Source organism: Alcanivorax sediminis (assembly GCF_009601165.1).
Lineage (GTDB): Bacteria > Pseudomonadota > Gammaproteobacteria > Pseudomonadales > Alcanivoracaceae > Alcanivorax > Alcanivorax sediminis.
The window spans coordinates 44,845-60,001 of the sequence record NZ_WIRE01000002.1 but is presented as its reverse complement, the minus strand read 5'-3'; the positions used below and the strand labels follow the sequence as shown (position 1 = coordinate 60,001).

Below are 15,157 nucleotides of genomic sequence, written 5' to 3'. Positions count from 1 at the left end.
GCATCTAAGGCAAGCCACAGCGACTCGCCATCAAGGCAGCAACAGATCTGCCTCTATCGGATGATAGTCATTGGCACTCTCGATCAAGGATCGGGCGGTTAACGACTCCACCCCATACACCTCGGTGCGCACCCCCGGGCTCACCTTGATCGCCGACAGCAGCACATCAAAATCCCCATCCCCGGACAGCAGTACCACCGTGTCTACCTGCGGCGCATGGGTCATCACATCCACCGCAATGCCCACATCCCAGTCGCCTTTGGTGGAGCCATCGCTGCGCTGGATATAGGGCTTCAACTTCACAGTAAACCCCAGGTGCCTGAGCGCATCCTGAAACCGGGTCTGGCCATCATCACCACGCTCGGTGGCATAGGCCAGGGCCACCACGATATCCCCCTGCTGCGAGAGCGTTTCCCACAGGGCTCGATAGTTGAACTGACGACCGAATGCCTGGCGGGTGGTGTAGTAGATGTTCTGAACGTCGGCGAAGACGGCGATGCGAGTCATTTCACTTTCCAATGGCGGGGGAAATTTCCGAACAATGAAGACTAGCACAACAGACTCACCACACAGGGCCCGTTCACACATGCCAACCGACTGCATGTTGCGTGAAGCGTGCTGCACCCGCATAGCGGAAACGAAAAAGGCCGTAACAGCGAGCTGCTACGGCCTTTCTCTTGTGATGGTGCGCCAGGAGGGAGTTGAACCCCCACACCTCTCGGCACCAGAACCTAAATCTGGCGTGTCTACCAATTCCACCACTGGCGCAATGGGCGGTTATTCTAGCAGGGAATTTCGCAATTACCACCGCTTTGCGCGGCGGTATCAGCCGCCCTGCAAAATCCGGTACAGGGCCTGCAGATCCTTGTCGATTTTGGTGACCTTGGTCTGCAGGGCATCTACTCGAGGATCCGCTGCCGCCTTGACCGTGGTCGGCGCGGGCGCGGGGGCCGCGGTCGGGGCCGGGCGGCTGGCCAGCGTTGTTACCCGTCCTGAAACAGCCTTGAGGCTGGATTCGACTTCGGCAATTCGCTTTTCCAGCTTGACGGTTTCACCGTCATCCTGGCCAGCCTTGGCCACCGCCACACTCAGGGTACGCACCCGGGAGCTGAGCTCACGCAGGTCGTCACGCAGGTTGGCCAGCGCTGAAGCATCCACCGGTCCACCACTGGCTGCGGGCTCCCGTACAGTGCGGGGCTCCGCATCGGCGGCTTTCTCGACAGTGGAGGCCAACTGATAGTATTGCGCCTTGAGTTCACTCATCTCGCGGCCCAGCTGCATATTGCTGACCCACTGCCAGACAGCCAGCAACAGGGCCACGCAGGCGATACCCAGTGCCAGCCATACGGTACCTGAGCGACTGCTTTCCGAGACACTGACAGGCTGTTGTCTTCGGTTGGTGCGCAGAGGCACGGGCTCATTGCTGGCGGGTTCCACAGGCGCACTGACGGCCAACACGTCCTGGTTCAGCCCCTGCAAGCGTCGTTCTTTGTTTTCTGGCAACTTGGCCATGACAAAATGCTCTTTGTCTTATTGTTAAGGGGAGCCGTTGGCTCCCCGCCCCCGATGTATCGTGTCTAGCGGCGTTCCAGCTGGTCCAGGCGATTGTTGACCTGAAGGCGGTAGGCATCAAATGCCGCGACGGCGGCCTCCGTGTCTTCAACCCGCCCTTCCAGGGAAGCGAGCGACGCCTGGGCCTTGCTGATCTTGCCCATGGCCGCATCCAGATTCTTTTGCTGGCGTTCTACCTGGTTCAGGTTTTCCACCAGCACATCCAGCTGAGTCTGCATCTGGCTGATCTGCGTCTGCCATTGCTGACTGCTCTTGTTCACCGCAGTGACCGCACTTTCGACCTGCTTTTTCAGCGCAGCAGCGTCTTTGTTGATGTCAGTAATCTTACCATCGACACCCGCCTGCGCTTTTTTGACGTCGGTCACAGATGCGGTCAGCGCTTTGACTTTTTTGATCTGGGCATCCAGGTCGGCGCGGTTGCGCTTGTTGCTCAGGTCCCACAGCTTGCGGAGTTCCTCGCCATTCTGCTTCAGCGCCTTGCCATGCCCGGCCACAATATCCTGCAGCTTGCCGGATGACTGATTCAGGGTCTCATCGGTGGCAGACAGCTGGGATTGCAGGTTACCCAGCTGTTGGCTGGATTCGGTCAGACGATTATCCAGCTGGGCCTGCAAGCCGCCTACCTGTTTGTGAAACCACACTCCCATGACGGCCATCAGCACAACCAAGACCAGACAGGCGGCCATCCAGCCGCCGCTACCACCGCCGCTGGGAGCGGGTTTGGCCACTGGCCGGGAGGGTTGTCCCGGCGGCTTGCCTGCCGGTTTGGCCGGTGCCGGTTTCCGTGCTCCTGCCTGAGCGCCCCGGGGGGGTGTTTTGCGGTGATCATCCACCGACACTTCGTCCAGATCCCCCAGATTGACTTCACGATCTCTTGTCATTACTGCAGCCTTACCTGTGTGCAAACGCCAATACTACCGGAAATCACAATGCCAAGACCGTGATTTCCTACTCCTGTTCGCCCTTCTCCGGCGCGAACAGTGGTTGCTCGGTGGCATAGTAGATCGGCTCACCGACCTCATGTTTGCCTTCGGCATTCTTGATGAACGGGAGGAAAATCACCCAGGGGCGTACAGCCCGATGATCCACTTGTGCCCAGACACCGACCACCTTTTCTCCGGCATCGTTGGTGATTGTGTGCAACCGATATAGGGAAAGCATCTCCACGTCGGGCTGCTCTTCACCGATCTGGCGTAATTTCATGAACAGCGCCTTGGCCCAGTCCTCTTCTGACGGCGCCTTGTCGCGATCCCCAGAATAGCCCACGGCCTTTACTTCGCCATCCACGGTGAACAAGCCGAACGGATACAGACCGCCGGACTTGGCAACGGCCTCCAGAGCCTGCCGGATGCCCGCCTGGGCCAGCACATCCATGTTCTTCTGTTCTTCTGTTTTTTCTGACTGACTGTCTGCCTGTTCCTGGGCCTTGGGGACTTCAGCCAGAACCGGCTGAAAAACACCCGCAAGCAGCACCAGAATCATTGCCGGGAACCGCATATCTCACCTTTATTGTTGTGTTCTGCCTGTCCTGTGGACAACCAGATGGGCATTTATATCCCGAACGGCACGCTACCAGAGTTACCAGAATGCCGCCATAACACCACAAAAAAGGCCGCAAAGCGGCCTTTTTTGTGGTCTGAACGGCTTCCCTCAAGCAGGGAGGACGCTCTTACGCTGCAAAGTTGGCAGCAGCGAAATCCCAGTTGATCAGGTTCCAGATGGATTCCAGATACTTGGGACGGGCATTGCGGTAGTCCACGTAGTAGGCGTGCTCCCACACATCTACGGTGAACAGCGGGGTCTGGCCCTTGCCGTGTGCAATCGGGGTATCCGCATCGTCAGTGTTGACGATTTCCAGGGAGCCGTCGCTGTTCTTCACCAGCCAGGTCCAGCCGGAACCGAAGTTGCCGGTCGCCTTGGCGTTAAACTGGTTCTTGAACTCTTCGAAGGAACCGAAGGCGCTATCGATGGCTGCCGCCAGGTCACCGGAAGGCGCACCGGCACCGTTCGGGGTCAGGCTGTTCCAATAGAAGGTGTGGTTCCATACCTGAGCTGCCTGGTTGAACAGACCGCCTTCAGCGCTGGCAATGATCTCTTCCAGAGACTTGCTCTCGTTCTCGGTGCCTGCGGTCAGTTCGTTCAGCTTGGTCACGTAGGCGTTGTGGTGCTTGCCGTGGTGGAATTCCAGGGTTTCCGCAGAAATATGCGGTTCCAGAGCGTTCTTTTCGTACGGAAGCGGCGGTAGTTCGAAAGCCATAGTCATTTCCCCTGACATTGTTTGCCCTGCTGCTTGGGCAGCAGGTAAGAATTTCTCCGTCGAGAGCGCATGGCAACGCTTGACGGTTCACGATGATAACAAGCTCCCGGTAATAATCTCCACTGTCCTCAGGCTTTCAGCACAATAGCAGTACGCTATGAAAAAGCCTGAGTGTGACCGGCAGGTCCAAGTGACATGGGGCACCCTACCCTTGTTTCAAGTACAATGCGCCCCAATTTTATGATTCACGTTTTCATGATTGTCATGATTGTCATGAAGTCAGTTAACTTCGGCAGGAGAAAAACATGTCTGATGATGCCATCGTCATTGTAAACGGCGCCCGTACCGCCATGGGCGGCTTTCAGGGTTCACTGTCTGGCGCTACCGCCCCTGAGCTGGGCGCAGCGTCCATCCGTGAAGCGGTGGCCCGTGCCGGCCTGAAGCCGGAAGACGTGCAGGAAGTCATCATGGGCTGTGTACTGCCCGCCGGCCTCAAGCAGGGCCCTGCCCGCCAGGCCATGCGCAAGGCTGGCCTGCCCGACAACGTGGGCGCCACCACCATCAACAAGCTGTGTGGCTCAGGCATGAAAGCCACCATGTTTGCCTATGATTCCATCAAGGCTGGCACCAACGACATCGTGGTGTCCGGCGGCATGGAATCCATGACCAACGCGCCCTACGTATTGGACAAGGCCCGTGGCGGCATGCGCATGGGCCACGGTCAGGTGTATGACCACATGTTCCTGGACGGCCTGGAAGATGCCGAAACCGGTCGTCTGATGGGCTCCTTCGCCCAGGAAGTGGCTGACAAGCGCAGCATCACTCGCGAAGACATGGACAATTACGCCATCGAGTCCCTGAAGCGCGCCCAGGCGGCCATCGAAAATGGCTGGTTCAAGGACGAAATCGTTCCTGTCACCGTGAAAACCCGCAAGGGCGAGGTGGTGGTTGATACCGACGAGCAGCCCGGTAACGCCAACATCGACAAGATCCCGACCCTGCGTCCCGCCTTTGCCAAAGATGGTACCGTGACAGCCGCCAACGCCAGCTCCATCTCCGATGGTGCCTCTGCCCTGGTACTGGCCCGTGAATCCGTAGCCAGCGAGCGTGGCCTGCAGCCTTTGGCGCGCATCCTGGCGCACGCCACCAACAGCCTGCACCCGGGCGAGTTCACCCTGGCGCCCATCGGTGCCACTGAAGCGGTACTGAAGAAAGTGGGCTGGAGCGTGGACGACGTGGATCTGTTCGAGATCAACGAAGCCTTCGCCATGGTTGCCATGATGCCGATGATTGATCTGGGAATTCCCCACGAGAAGGTGAACATTCACGGCGGCGCCTGTGCCCTGGGTCACCCAGTGGGCTCCACCGGTTCACGCATCATCCTCACCCTGATCCACGCGCTGAAGCGCACTGGCGGCAAGCGCGGTGTGGCCAGCCTGTGTATCGGTGGCGGCGAAGCCACTGCTGTGGCCATCGAGCTGGTGTAACTCACCAGACGCTGGACGCTAGATGCCAGACGAAAACGGGGCCTTCGGGCCCCGTTTTTTGTGGGCGCTCTTCCCTGCTGCCTGCCCGGCAAAAGCGCCTTCTTATCGACACGCCCTCTCAAGCCCCCGAAACATCTGCTTTCACTTTCAAACTCTGTTGCACTTTATCCGCTGAATTGGACGTAAGGCGTATACGAAAAGCCGCCGCTCCCCTGTACTCTGACCGGCTAGTCACCGATTTGGGTTGAACCACTCCCGGGAGCACCATGACAGCATTACCCGTTATCACCGCCATGGGCGGCATCAATGCAGCAGGCCGTAGTGCCCTGCATTTCGGTTTTCAGCGTCTGATTTTCGACGCTCTCCCGGAGCTTCAGCGTCAGACCACCCTGCGTGCCCTCGCGCAATTGACTGGCCGGGCGGAAGACTCCCTTCTCGACGGCACCCTGATTCGTGCTCTGCCTGCAGAGCACCGCCTGCATGCCGCCATCAGTGGCACCAGCGACATTCCCGTCACCCTGGAAATGCGCAACATGGACCTGCCTGAACCGCTACCCGCGGGCTGGCAGGTCACCCCCATCGACAAGCGTCGCAGCCGCGTCACCCTGCCCGCCGGGCTGGGCATCAATGTGCCGCTGGACGCGCCGCGCCGGGTCAGTGCCGCCGGTCAATTGCCGGACGGATTCGACCCGGGCGAACTGTATGCCTCGCGCAACCATCCCCGCGCTCTGCAGATGGCCATCTTTGCCATCAGTGATGCGCTGGGCGACCTGGGCATGGACTGGGCCCAGGTCGCCCGCAAGGTGCGGCCGGACCAGGTTGCGGTTTACGCCAGCAATGCCATGTCCCAACTGGATGATCATGGTTTGGGCGGCGTCATGCGCTTCCCGCCCAATGGGCACCGCATCACCTCCAAGCAGGTACCGCTGGGGCTGGGCGAGATGACGGCCGACTTCCTCAACGCCTATGTGCTGCATTCCGTGGGCACCACCGGCGGCATGCTGGGGGCCTGCGCTACCTTCCTCTACAACCTGGAGAAAGGGGTTCAGGCCATTCGCAGCGGCAAGGTTCGGGTGGCCATTGTCGGCACCAGTGAAGCGCCATTGATTGCGGAAGTCATGGAGGGCTACCGGGCCATGGGCGCCCTGGCGGAAGATCAGGAACTGGCGGCGCTGGACGACAGCCCACACCCGGATGTACGTCGCGCCTGCCGCCCATTTTCAGATAACTGCGGGTTTACCATGGCCGAGTCGGCCCAGTTCACCATCCTCATGGATGATGCTCTGGCACTGGAGTTGGGTGCGGATATTCTCGGCGCGGTACCGGATGTATTCATTCACGCTGACGGAGCCAAGAAGTCCATCTCGGCCCCTGGCGTGGGCAACTACCTGACCATGGGCAAGGCGGCGGCCCTGACCCGGCAGTTGATCGGCGCCAAAGGCTTGCAGCAGCACAGCTTTGTTCATGCCCATGGCACCGGCACCCCGCAGAACCGGGTGACCGAGTCCATCATTCTCAATCGTGTCGCGCAGGCCTTTGGCATTGAGGCCTGGCCAGTGGTCGGCATCAAGTCCTATGTGGGGCACTCCCTTGGCAGCGCCGGGGGGGATCAGCTGGCGGCCACGCTGGGCAGCTTTGCCCAGAGCACTCTGCCGGGGATCCGCACCATTGATCACATCGCCGACGATGTGCACCGCGACAACCTGAATATCTGTCTGCAGCACCAACAGCACGATGACTTGCAGGCCAGCCTGATCAATTCAAAGGGGTTTGGTGGCAACAATGCGACCGCCGTAGCACTGTCCGCCAGCATTACCGAAGCCATGCTGCGTCAGCGCCATGGCGGAAAAGCCATGACGGCCTGGCAACAGGCCCGCGAAACCACTCTGGCCAGCAAAGCTCGCTTCGCCGATCACTGCATCAGTGAACCACCCAAACCGGTGTATCGTTTCAATGAAGGAGTGCTGGGTGACGAGCATGTGGTCCTGAGCGGGAAGTCCGTGAGCCTCAACGGCGGCACAGAGATGCCCTTCGACGATGACACTACCTTGAACGAATTCCAGCTCAATCGGGATTGACACAAACGCGTTGCAAGACCCCATGCCTGCCTGACGATCGTTTCCCGGTGATCGTCGGGCGAGCATGGTTTTTCTGCACAGGGCTACTGCACGCCCACTTCGAACGCCGGCGATGCCCACCCCTGTCGTGACTGGCGGGCATCCGTGCTGATGACATCTCCACCGTAGATCACGGTTTCGTCATCGCCATATTGCAACCAGGTCTCGGTAGCGGCAACGCCCTGCCCCGGTTGACTGTAGTCGCAGACACCCTGCGGGAAGATCTCCGCCACCTGCGCGGCAAAGGCCTCTGCATCCAGCGCCAGCGGATAGTCCGCCGGGTCCACCGGCTTCAGCTGGCACTTGTTGGTGAGGGTACGAATATCGTCCCCGGCCACCGTTCTTGGCGTGCCAAAGCGGGTCTGGATCAATAGCTGTTGCAGCTCCACCAACGGATCAGTGAGCGGGGACAGCAAATCGCCCACCGTACCCAGCAGATCACCAACCAGCGGCAACTCTGACACCACCGGCAACTCACTCACATCCAGACCACAGGCTTGGCCCGTGACCGCGTCTACCACGATACCGGCTTCCGCCGGAGGGGGCGGCAGCAACGACAGGTCCAGCCCGGGAATGATCGGGTCCGGATACAACAGATTGCCGGTGAGCGGCACGATGGGGCCGGACGGATCAAAGATGGAAGACACGGACAGGCATCGATCACGGGCATACAACGGCTTGTGCGCAATTACCTTCTCTTGCACGCTCAAATCACTGCTGTCTGCTTCCATTTCAGACAACCAAAGGTCCATGGCCAGCAACGCTTCCGTGGTGTAAACCGTGTCGCCAATCAGGGGAATCGGCCCGTACCAGATCACATGGTTGTCGGCGTGCCCCTGAGTCGCTTCCAGTCGCGCGCGCATCTGCCAGGAGTGGTAGGCATCGTGGGCAATACCTGGGTCTGGTCCGCGCAGGTCAATGATCGGCACATTGGCCAGATGCTCTGCCGTGTTGATGGCACCGGTGCGGTAAGCGTTCTTCAGGGCCTGGGTATCTGCCACCGTGCGCTCGGCCTGGTAGTCAATGTCTACCGACAAGCCACCGATTTCACGGTTCACCTTGAGGAACTGGTCACCAGTAATCAGGCCGCTTTGCAGGGATTGGAGCCCGTACTGCACGCCCACATTATCCAGCGGAATGCCACCAAAGCCTTCGCCCAGTAGTTGTTCGTTGGGGCTCCATACTTCCACCGCGCGCGGCCCGAACTGGCTCTTCATGTAATCCAGCAGGCCACATCGCAAGCCATCCGGGCGCTCCTGTGCATCATATACCGGCACCCCTTCAGCCAGGCCCGGACAGCTCTCCTGGTCCGGGTAGGCGGAGGGGAAGAAGGCCAGATCTGAAATCAGCGGATTAAGTGGCAGGTGCCCGTAGAATGCAGACCACTGCACCACCGGGATCACTTCGGCGCTGAGCAAGCTGGCGAAAACCTCCTGGAACCCCTCTTCATCCATGGCCAGCTGATTACCGAAATAGTGGCTCAGCAAATTGTAGTCGGCGAACTGGGTAGCCGTGGTCCACACGTCCGGGTAGGAGCACTGCACAATCATGCCCTGATAAATCCCCGGATAGGCGTTAGCCACGTGCTGTTGGGTAATGGAGCCCCCCGAGCAACCGGTGCCAATGGTGTAACGAATCTCCCCGTACTGCTCGACGATACGCTCCTTGGCCATCATCAGGGATTCCGCGGCTGTGACCAGATTGGCGTTGTGTCCCAGGTTGGCCTGGGCGGTGGAAAGCGTCATGAAGCCCCGGCCCAGCGCGGTGGTAATGCTGTCACCAATCAGCAGACCAGCAGTGCCTGTGCCACCGCCAGAGAGGTCGCCCACCGGTGGGTTACCCATGCCATAACTCACACCCACATTGCCGCCATGATGGATCAGCAACTTGTGGTTCCACTGCGGCTGGGGATTGAAGGTGTCCCAGGGCTGGTCAGGTTGATACAGCGTCATGATCAGGTAGCGATCACGATTCTGCACCCCCTCCTCAAGGCGAATAATGAACGGGACGTCCACCCCTTGGTCCGTCGTCACCCGGGCGATCTCTTCGTCAGCGGGCGGGTTGGCAGGGTCATAGGGCAGCACGCTGTCGGGCAACCCCGGGTTTTGCGGATCGAAGCTGGTGATCAGGGTTTGTAGCTTGTCGGCGGGCACATACTTGAAGGAGTACTCGGCCGGCTGATTGCATTGCTCATCCACCGCGGCTGCATTAGTGCAGTTCCACGGCTGGATCTGCGGCCCGGAGATCACCGGCCCACCATTGGGATGATTGATGATCTCGCGATCCAGTACCGTCCCGTTGCCAAGAAAAGCACGCAGCGTGTTGCGGCCCAGCGCCAGCCCGTTCACCAGCGCCCTTCGCGTGCCAGCCTCGGTGGCCACCAGATCCATCTCCAGGGGCTGGCCATTGAGGGACAGTCGGGCCTCCTTCAGCTGCTCAGGATCCGCCGCCACGATTTCCACCAGGGCATCACCATCGCTGATCAGATCCGCGCGGTTGGACAATACGCGGATTTCCCCTTCACCCTGACGGGGAACTTCAGGGATATTGGGTACAGGTTTGGAGGGGCCCGCATTATCAGCTACTGGCGCCGGAGAGGAAGAGCCTCCCCCACCACAAGCCGCCAGAACGGCGCCGAGCGTGAGAACGCTCAAAGTACGTAAAGTCATTGCAGGCTCCCTGGCAATCAACAGATTGCATCGTTGTTGTTTTGATACCTGCAGCGATTTTCATTGTCGGAAGACCATGAGACAGTTGGCTCCCCGTTGTGGCTTGGTTACGCGAGCCCACAGTTTGTTGTACTTTCGTACCACATAGAAATGCCGAATCACCGAATCGGCTAGCAAGCCTTAACTGATAAACTACAGCCATGACCCGACTGAAACTCACTCTCCTCCTGTTGCTGGCTGTCATTCTCGCCACTGCGCTCTGGCATCGCTATAAACCGCTACCCAAGGGCCTTGCTGTCCACTCCCCCGCCTACCCCGCGACGAACCTGGCGTTACTGGTAGACGACACCTGGGAAACTGCCGAGGGCACAAGAGGTATTCGACAAACAATTTTCAACGAAGTCTTTCGTTTGATCGACCAGGCACAACAGCAGGTTGTGGTGGACATGTTTCTGTTCAATGACTTTCTGGGGGCGGGAAGTGAGGTCTATCGCCCGCTGGCAGAACAGCTCACCAACGCCCTGATAGCCAAGCGCACCCAGTCCCCCCCGGTATCAGTGGTGCTGATCACCGACCCCATTAATACCCTTTATGGTGGACTGGAGAGCAGGCATCTGACGCAGCTACGCCAGGCTGGCGTCACCGTTGTCACCACTCCATTACCGGCCCTTCGCGACTCCAACCCTGGCTGGTCCGGCTTTTGGCGACTGTGCTGTTCGTGGGCGGGGAACAACGCCGAGGGCGGCTGGCTCCCCAACCCCATGGGCCCAGGCAAAGTGACCCTGCGCAGCTATCTCACACTGCTCAACTTCAAGGCCAATCATCGCAAGACACTGGTCGTGGATGAGGGTAATCAATGGACCGGCTTGGTGACCAGTGCCAACCCCCACGATGGCAGCAGTGCCCACAGCAATATTGGCTTGCGCTTCAGCGGGCCGGCGGCAGAGGCACTGCTGGACTCCGAGCTGGCCGTATTGAATATGGCAGAAGAGAAACGCCCGTCATTACCCCTACTGGAATCACCGCAGGAAGCGGATGATGAGTCGTCGTTGGAGATCCTGACGGAGGCAGGCATACGGGATGCGCTGCTGGATACCGTTAACCGGGGCATGACAGGTGACCAGCTTTACGTGTCGGTATTCTACCTTTCCCACCGTCCTCTGATTCAGGCGATCAAAAGAGCCCGGCAGCGAGGCGTGAGCGTTAAGGTATTGCTGGACCCCAATAAAGATGCCTTTGGGCGAGAAAAGAATGGGGTCCCCAATCGTCAGGTCGGCAGTGAATTTCACGACAACGACATCGACGTTCGCTGGTGCAACACCCAAGGTGAGCAGTGCCATACCAAGATGCTGATGATGACCCACGGCAACCAATCTGAGCTGATTCTCGGCTCAGCCAACTTTACTCGCCGGAATCTGGACAACCTGAACCTGGAAACCAGTGTGCGACTGATGGCACCCGCTAACCATCCGGTGATGCAGGAGGCAGCTGAAACATTTCTGCACCGCTGGGAAAACCGCAGAGGGGAAAAACACAGTCTGGATTACCCGGCCTATGCGGATGACTCCGCCTGGAAAAAAGCACTGTATCGGGCAATGGAGTTCAGTGGCTGGAGTAGTTTTTAGCTACGAGCTATGGGTTTCGAGTTGCGAAAAGCCAAACCTTTACCGATTAGCGGAACCGGGTATTTTTGACTTTCGCTTCTCGCCACTCGCTACTGCTCTGCTTGCGGCACTTCCTTTGGCGGACGATGCTGGTACCAGTACCCTGCGCCAACCCCGCCATTGATCAGCCACGCCGCAGCAATCAGTCCTCCGGTCAGGGGCCAATGCCAGCCCTCCGCCAACAGATCAGAACCCGGGATCGCCAGGAGGAACAGCACCGTTTCCAACACCGCTAACAATAGCGGCGCAATGATTCGGGCCAGGTAATGCAGCTCAATACCAAGCCAGCGCAGCAGCGCTGCTGACATGCTCAAACCAAGCCAGACCACGATCAAACCACCAATGATCACTGCCATCTTGTCCACTCCCTCAACGTCATCGGCATGGTAGGCAGCTCTGGCCACAAAGGCCAGTGCTCAAGCGCGTTCCTGATCTGGCGAGAAGCTGAATATCTGTTCACGCAGGGCCATAAACTCTGATACCTCCACGGGACGGGAGAAAACATAGCCCTGCGCCCTGTCACAGTTCAGTCCCTGCAGGGCCTGCACGGTTTGCCAGTCTTCCGGCCCCTCTGCCACCACTGTCAGTTTGAGTTCGTGGCAAAGCGCGATGACCGCACTAACGATGGCGTGGTGTGCCTCCTGTGTCAGCATGTCATAAACAAAGCTGCGATCAATTTTCACCTCACTGATGGCAAACTGGCGCAGGTGAGACATGGAAGAGTAACCCATGCCGAAATCGTCAATACTGCACGTCACTCCCATTGAAGCCAGCTGAGCAATCACCATGCTGACCCGCTCTGGCTCACTGATCATGGACGTTTCGGTCATTTCCAGACGCAGATCGCGGGCGTCACCACCAAAGGAGGCCAAGGCCCAATCCACCTTCGCGCACAGATCCGTTTCCAGCAGATCCACGGCGGATATATTTACGCTCAGACAAGTAGGCATTCCCTGACGGCGGAAGTCCGCCGCAAGGCGCACCGCTTCGAACAGCACAAACTCTGTCAGGGTTACCACCAGGCCGGCCTGCTCCAGCAACGGCACGAAATGGGCAGGGGAAAGCTCGCCCAACTCCGGGTGACGCCAGCGTACCAGCACCTCTGCTCCGACCACCCGGCCAGTGATCAGCTCCACCTGCGGCTGCAGCATCACCCGCAACCCCTCACGCCCGGAGCGACGAAAATCCCGGATGATGAAGAGGTTTTGTGGATCGGGGTCCATACTTTGCTTGTATTCCATCCAGCTACGCCCGGAGCGGCTGGCAAAGGCCATGGCCGTTTCCGCCTGTCGCAGCATCTCTCCCACATCTCCCCCCGTGGGCGGGCAGTGTGCCAGCCCGATGGTGAAGCGGGGTTCCAGCTCAAGTCCATCAAAGACCAAGGCGTTCTGGTCCAGCAAGCCATCCACCAGCGCGGTCTTGTCCTGGGCCAGCAGCGCAAACACTCCCCGGCCCATGTAGCAGAGGGCAGCAAACCCTTTGCGCTTTAAACGCCTGGCCACCTCAGAAACCAACATCTCACCCGTGCCGAAGCCCAGCGAGCAGATAAAGTCATCAATCTCCGCCAGCTTTGCCACCATCAGCACATGTGAAGACCCCTTGCGCTCCGCTCTCAGCAGATGTGCCCGCACCCGGGAGACAAACTCAGGGCGGGTTGGCAGGCCGGTCAGGCGATCGTGATACTCCCAGTGGAGCATTTCCTTTTCCGCATGAGACTTACGCACACGCGCATTTTCAAGCTGCCAGGAAAGCCGTCGCACCACGGCCCGCAATCGCCAGGAGTAGGCGTAGATCATCAATAACAGCAAGCCCACCAGGGCCGCGCCGAGGATCAGCCAACCCGCGTACTGCTGCCAGTATCCGGGCCGGTTCCACTCAATCTCCTCGCGCCATCGATGATAGATGTCATAGTACTGGCCAGTGGAGACCACCAGCCCCAGCTGCTGCTGCAGCCAGGAATGCAGCTCAGGCTGCTGACGTGACACGGCAAACACGTAGGGGCGGGGCCAGAGCGGTGGGCCAAGCACTTGTATGGGCAAGGACTCACGACTGATTGTACGGTTGCTCACCGGCTGCGGCAGCAGGGCAACATCTGCCTGCTGGTCGATAACAGCCTGAAGTGCTGCGCGGTAGTCCTCACGAATCACGGGCACCACATCGATGTTGTTGGCCAGCAAGGTATCAGCGGCATAGCCGCCATCCTCCAGAGCAACACGACGTCCCTGCAAGGCCGCCAGATCAGGAATGCCATCGCTCCCTTGCAGGCCATAAATGCCATGGGTGACAAAATAGAATGGGGTCGTAAAGAGAAAGTCCTGCGCTCTGGCCGGGGATGCAAACATGGCTACCACATCTACCTCACCGCTGCGCAGTCCTGCCAATGCCGCCGGCCAGTCCATCTGCAAATTGCGCGCTTCTCGCCCGCCCTGTGCCGCCATGGCCCTTCCCAGATCCACAACAAACCCCTTGGCATGGCCGTTTTCGTCAAGCCACTCAAAAGGAGGATAGTTATCGTCTCCAGCAAAACTGAGAGGTGCACTCCGGCCCTCCTGTGCTCCGCAATCCCCACACAGCAGGAGCACAAGGGCCAGCATTACCCCATTAAGGGGCTTCTTTCTTATATTTCTTTCCGCCACTTCGTGTCTCCGCCAACCCTGGCCTGACGCTATCTCGCGGTAAACAGGAGCCTGCTAACCAACTCCCACAGGCAACGTCACCAGACAAAGGGCGCCAACCCGCCGGAAACGATGCGCTTTCTTGTATATGGGTTATACCTCCGTGACCGTCAAGTCAAGAAAGCACTCATCATTACTGGAGAAGATAGCCTGGGGGATGGGGTTCAAGAAGCCACGATGCTGCGCCCGTGCCGAAGCAACATTCCTTCGCGCACAGCCCTGGGCAGCCCACGAACAACCAGCGCATAGGAATGATCAATCATGCGCTGCAGTTCGCCCTCAGGGACACTGCCATTCAGGCAGACCGTATTCCAGTGCTTCTTGTTCATGTGATAGCCGGGTTGAACAGCAGGGAAGATATCCCGAAGGGCAAGCGCTTGATCCGGGTCGCATTTGAGGTTCATGCGCCCCTCCCCGCCCGTCTCTGACAGGGTGGCAAACATCTTCCCCTTCACTTTGAACACGGCCACATCGGGGCCAAAGGGGAAGTCTTCAATGGCTTCGGGTTTACCGAGCAGATAGGCACGAGCGGTATCGACATCCATGTCTACCTCCAATACGAATGCATGCCCAAGGCACGAGTTTCGAGTTTCGAGTTTCGAGTTTCGAGTTTCGAGTTTCGAGTTTCGAGTTTCGAAGAGCAAAACCGACACCCGTCACAGGGACAAGGTGTTTTTGATTTTCGCTCCTCGAAACGCGTAACTCGCAACTGACAT

Annotated in this window: 12 protein-coding genes and 1 tRNA gene; 3 read left to right on the top strand and 10 right to left on the bottom strand. The window is 58.9% G+C overall.

Annotated features, from left to right (window positions below):
• Nucleotides 1-30 precede the first annotated feature (30 nt).
• The 6 genes from GFN93_RS14745 to GFN93_RS14720 all read right to left on the bottom strand — a co-directional run bounded on the left by GFN93_RS14745 (nt 31) and on the right by GFN93_RS14720 (nt 3,829).
• Nucleotides 31-507, bottom strand: coding sequence for a LabA-like NYN domain-containing protein (locus tag GFN93_RS14745; RefSeq protein ID WP_153502087.1), 477 nt, complete (start codon nt 505-507; stop codon nt 31-33).
• A 176-nt stretch (nt 508-683) separates the two neighbouring features.
• Nucleotides 684-768, bottom strand: a tRNA-Leu gene (locus tag GFN93_RS14740).
• Nucleotides 769-825: 57 nt separating this feature from the next.
• Nucleotides 826-1,512 (bottom strand): hypothetical protein, encoded by a 687-nt coding sequence (locus GFN93_RS14735; protein WP_153502086.1) that lies wholly within the window; start codon nt 1,510-1,512, stop codon nt 826-828.
• A 65-nt stretch (nt 1,513-1,577) separates the two neighbouring features.
• Entirely contained in the window at nt 1,578-2,453 is an 876-nt protein-coding gene (locus GFN93_RS14730; protein WP_153502085.1) for a hypothetical protein, read from the bottom strand.
• 67 nt (nt 2,454-2,520) lie between these two features.
• A complete protein-coding gene (locus GFN93_RS14725) occupies nt 2,521-3,069 on the bottom strand; it encodes a hypothetical protein (RefSeq protein ID WP_153502084.1) in 549 nt (182 codons plus the stop codon).
• Between the two features lie 172 nt (nt 3,070-3,241).
• The gene (locus tag GFN93_RS14720; RefSeq protein ID WP_153502083.1) at nt 3,242-3,829 is read right to left on the bottom strand and encodes a superoxide dismutase; all 588 of its coding nucleotides are present in this window, start codon (nt 3,827-3,829) and stop codon (nt 3,242-3,244) included.
• Between the two features lie 305 nt (nt 3,830-4,134).
• Here GFN93_RS14720 and GFN93_RS14715 point away from each other — a divergent pair, with 305 nt between their 5' ends.
• Complete coding sequence (locus GFN93_RS14715; protein WP_153502082.1) at nt 4,135-5,316, top strand: acetyl-CoA C-acyltransferase; 1,182 nt, start codon at nt 4,135-4,137, stop codon at nt 5,314-5,316.
• 266 nt (nt 5,317-5,582) lie between these two features.
• Complete coding sequence (locus GFN93_RS14710; protein WP_153502081.1) at nt 5,583-7,394, top strand: beta-ketoacyl synthase; 1,812 nt, start codon at nt 5,583-5,585, stop codon at nt 7,392-7,394.
• Nucleotides 7,395-7,477: 83 nt separating this feature from the next.
• Here GFN93_RS14710 and GFN93_RS14705 read toward each other — a convergent pair whose 3' ends face one another.
• Nucleotides 7,478-10,102, bottom strand: coding sequence for a DUF6351 family protein (locus GFN93_RS14705; RefSeq protein WP_153502080.1), 2,625 nt, complete (start codon nt 10,100-10,102; stop codon nt 7,478-7,480).
• A 200-nt stretch (nt 10,103-10,302) separates the two neighbouring features.
• Between GFN93_RS14705 and GFN93_RS14700 the strand changes: the two genes are divergently transcribed.
• A complete protein-coding gene (locus tag GFN93_RS14700) occupies nt 10,303-11,727 on the top strand; it encodes a phospholipase D-like domain-containing protein (RefSeq protein WP_153502079.1) in 1,425 nt (474 codons plus the stop codon).
• Nucleotides 11,728-11,816: 89 nt separating this feature from the next.
• Here the strand turns inward: GFN93_RS14700 and GFN93_RS14695 are convergent, their stop codons facing one another.
• The 3 genes from GFN93_RS14695 to GFN93_RS14685 form a co-directional block, all read right to left on the bottom strand.
• The gene (locus GFN93_RS14695; protein ID WP_328594743.1) at nt 11,817-12,170 is read right to left on the bottom strand and encodes a hypothetical protein; all 354 of its coding nucleotides are present in this window, start codon (nt 12,168-12,170) and stop codon (nt 11,817-11,819) included.
• A gap of 12 nt (nt 12,171-12,182) precedes the next feature.
• Nucleotides 12,183-14,360, bottom strand: coding sequence for a putative bifunctional diguanylate cyclase/phosphodiesterase (locus GFN93_RS14690; RefSeq protein ID WP_235902088.1), 2,178 nt, complete (start codon nt 14,358-14,360; stop codon nt 12,183-12,185).
• A gap of 245 nt (nt 14,361-14,605) precedes the next feature.
• Entirely contained in the window at nt 14,606-14,986 is a 381-nt protein-coding gene (locus tag GFN93_RS14685; RefSeq protein WP_153502077.1) for an MmcQ/YjbR family DNA-binding protein, read from the bottom strand.
• Nucleotides 14,987-15,157: the final 171 nt, after the last annotated feature.

Bases quoted from the DNA above. Each gene is read 5' to 3' on its own strand.
- GFN93_RS14705 (WP_153502080.1), bottom strand. From the start codon at position 10,102: ATGACTTTACGTACTTTGAGCGTTCTCACGCTCGGCGCCGTTCTGGCG.
- GFN93_RS14730 (WP_153502085.1), bottom strand. From the start codon at position 2,453: ATGACAAGAGATCGTGAAGTCAATCTGGGGGATCTGGACGAAGTGTCG.
- GFN93_RS14685 (WP_153502077.1), bottom strand. From the start codon at position 14,986: ATGGATGTCGATACCGCTCGTGCCTATCTGCTCGGTAAACCCGAAGCC.
- GFN93_RS14690 (WP_235902088.1), bottom strand. From the start codon at position 14,360: ATGCTGGCCCTTGTGCTCCTGCTGTGTGGGGATTGCGGAGCACAGGAG.
- GFN93_RS14710 (WP_153502081.1), top strand. From the start codon at position 5,583: ATGACAGCATTACCCGTTATCACCGCCATGGGCGGCATCAATGCAGCA.
- GFN93_RS14720 (WP_153502083.1), bottom strand. From the start codon at position 3,829: ATGGCTTTCGAACTACCGCCGCTTCCGTACGAAAAGAACGCTCTGGAA.
- GFN93_RS14715 (WP_153502082.1), top strand. From the start codon at position 4,135: ATGTCTGATGATGCCATCGTCATTGTAAACGGCGCCCGTACCGCCATG.
- GFN93_RS14700 (WP_153502079.1), top strand. From the start codon at position 10,303: ATGACCCGACTGAAACTCACTCTCCTCCTGTTGCTGGCTGTCATTCTC.
- GFN93_RS14745 (WP_153502087.1), bottom strand. From the start codon at position 507: ATGACTCGCATCGCCGTCTTCGCCGACGTTCAGAACATCTACTACACC.
- GFN93_RS14735 (WP_153502086.1), bottom strand. From the start codon at position 1,512: ATGGCCAAGTTGCCAGAAAACAAAGAACGACGCTTGCAGGGGCTGAAC.
- GFN93_RS14725 (WP_153502084.1), bottom strand. From the start codon at position 3,069: ATGCGGTTCCCGGCAATGATTCTGGTGCTGCTTGCGGGTGTTTTTCAG.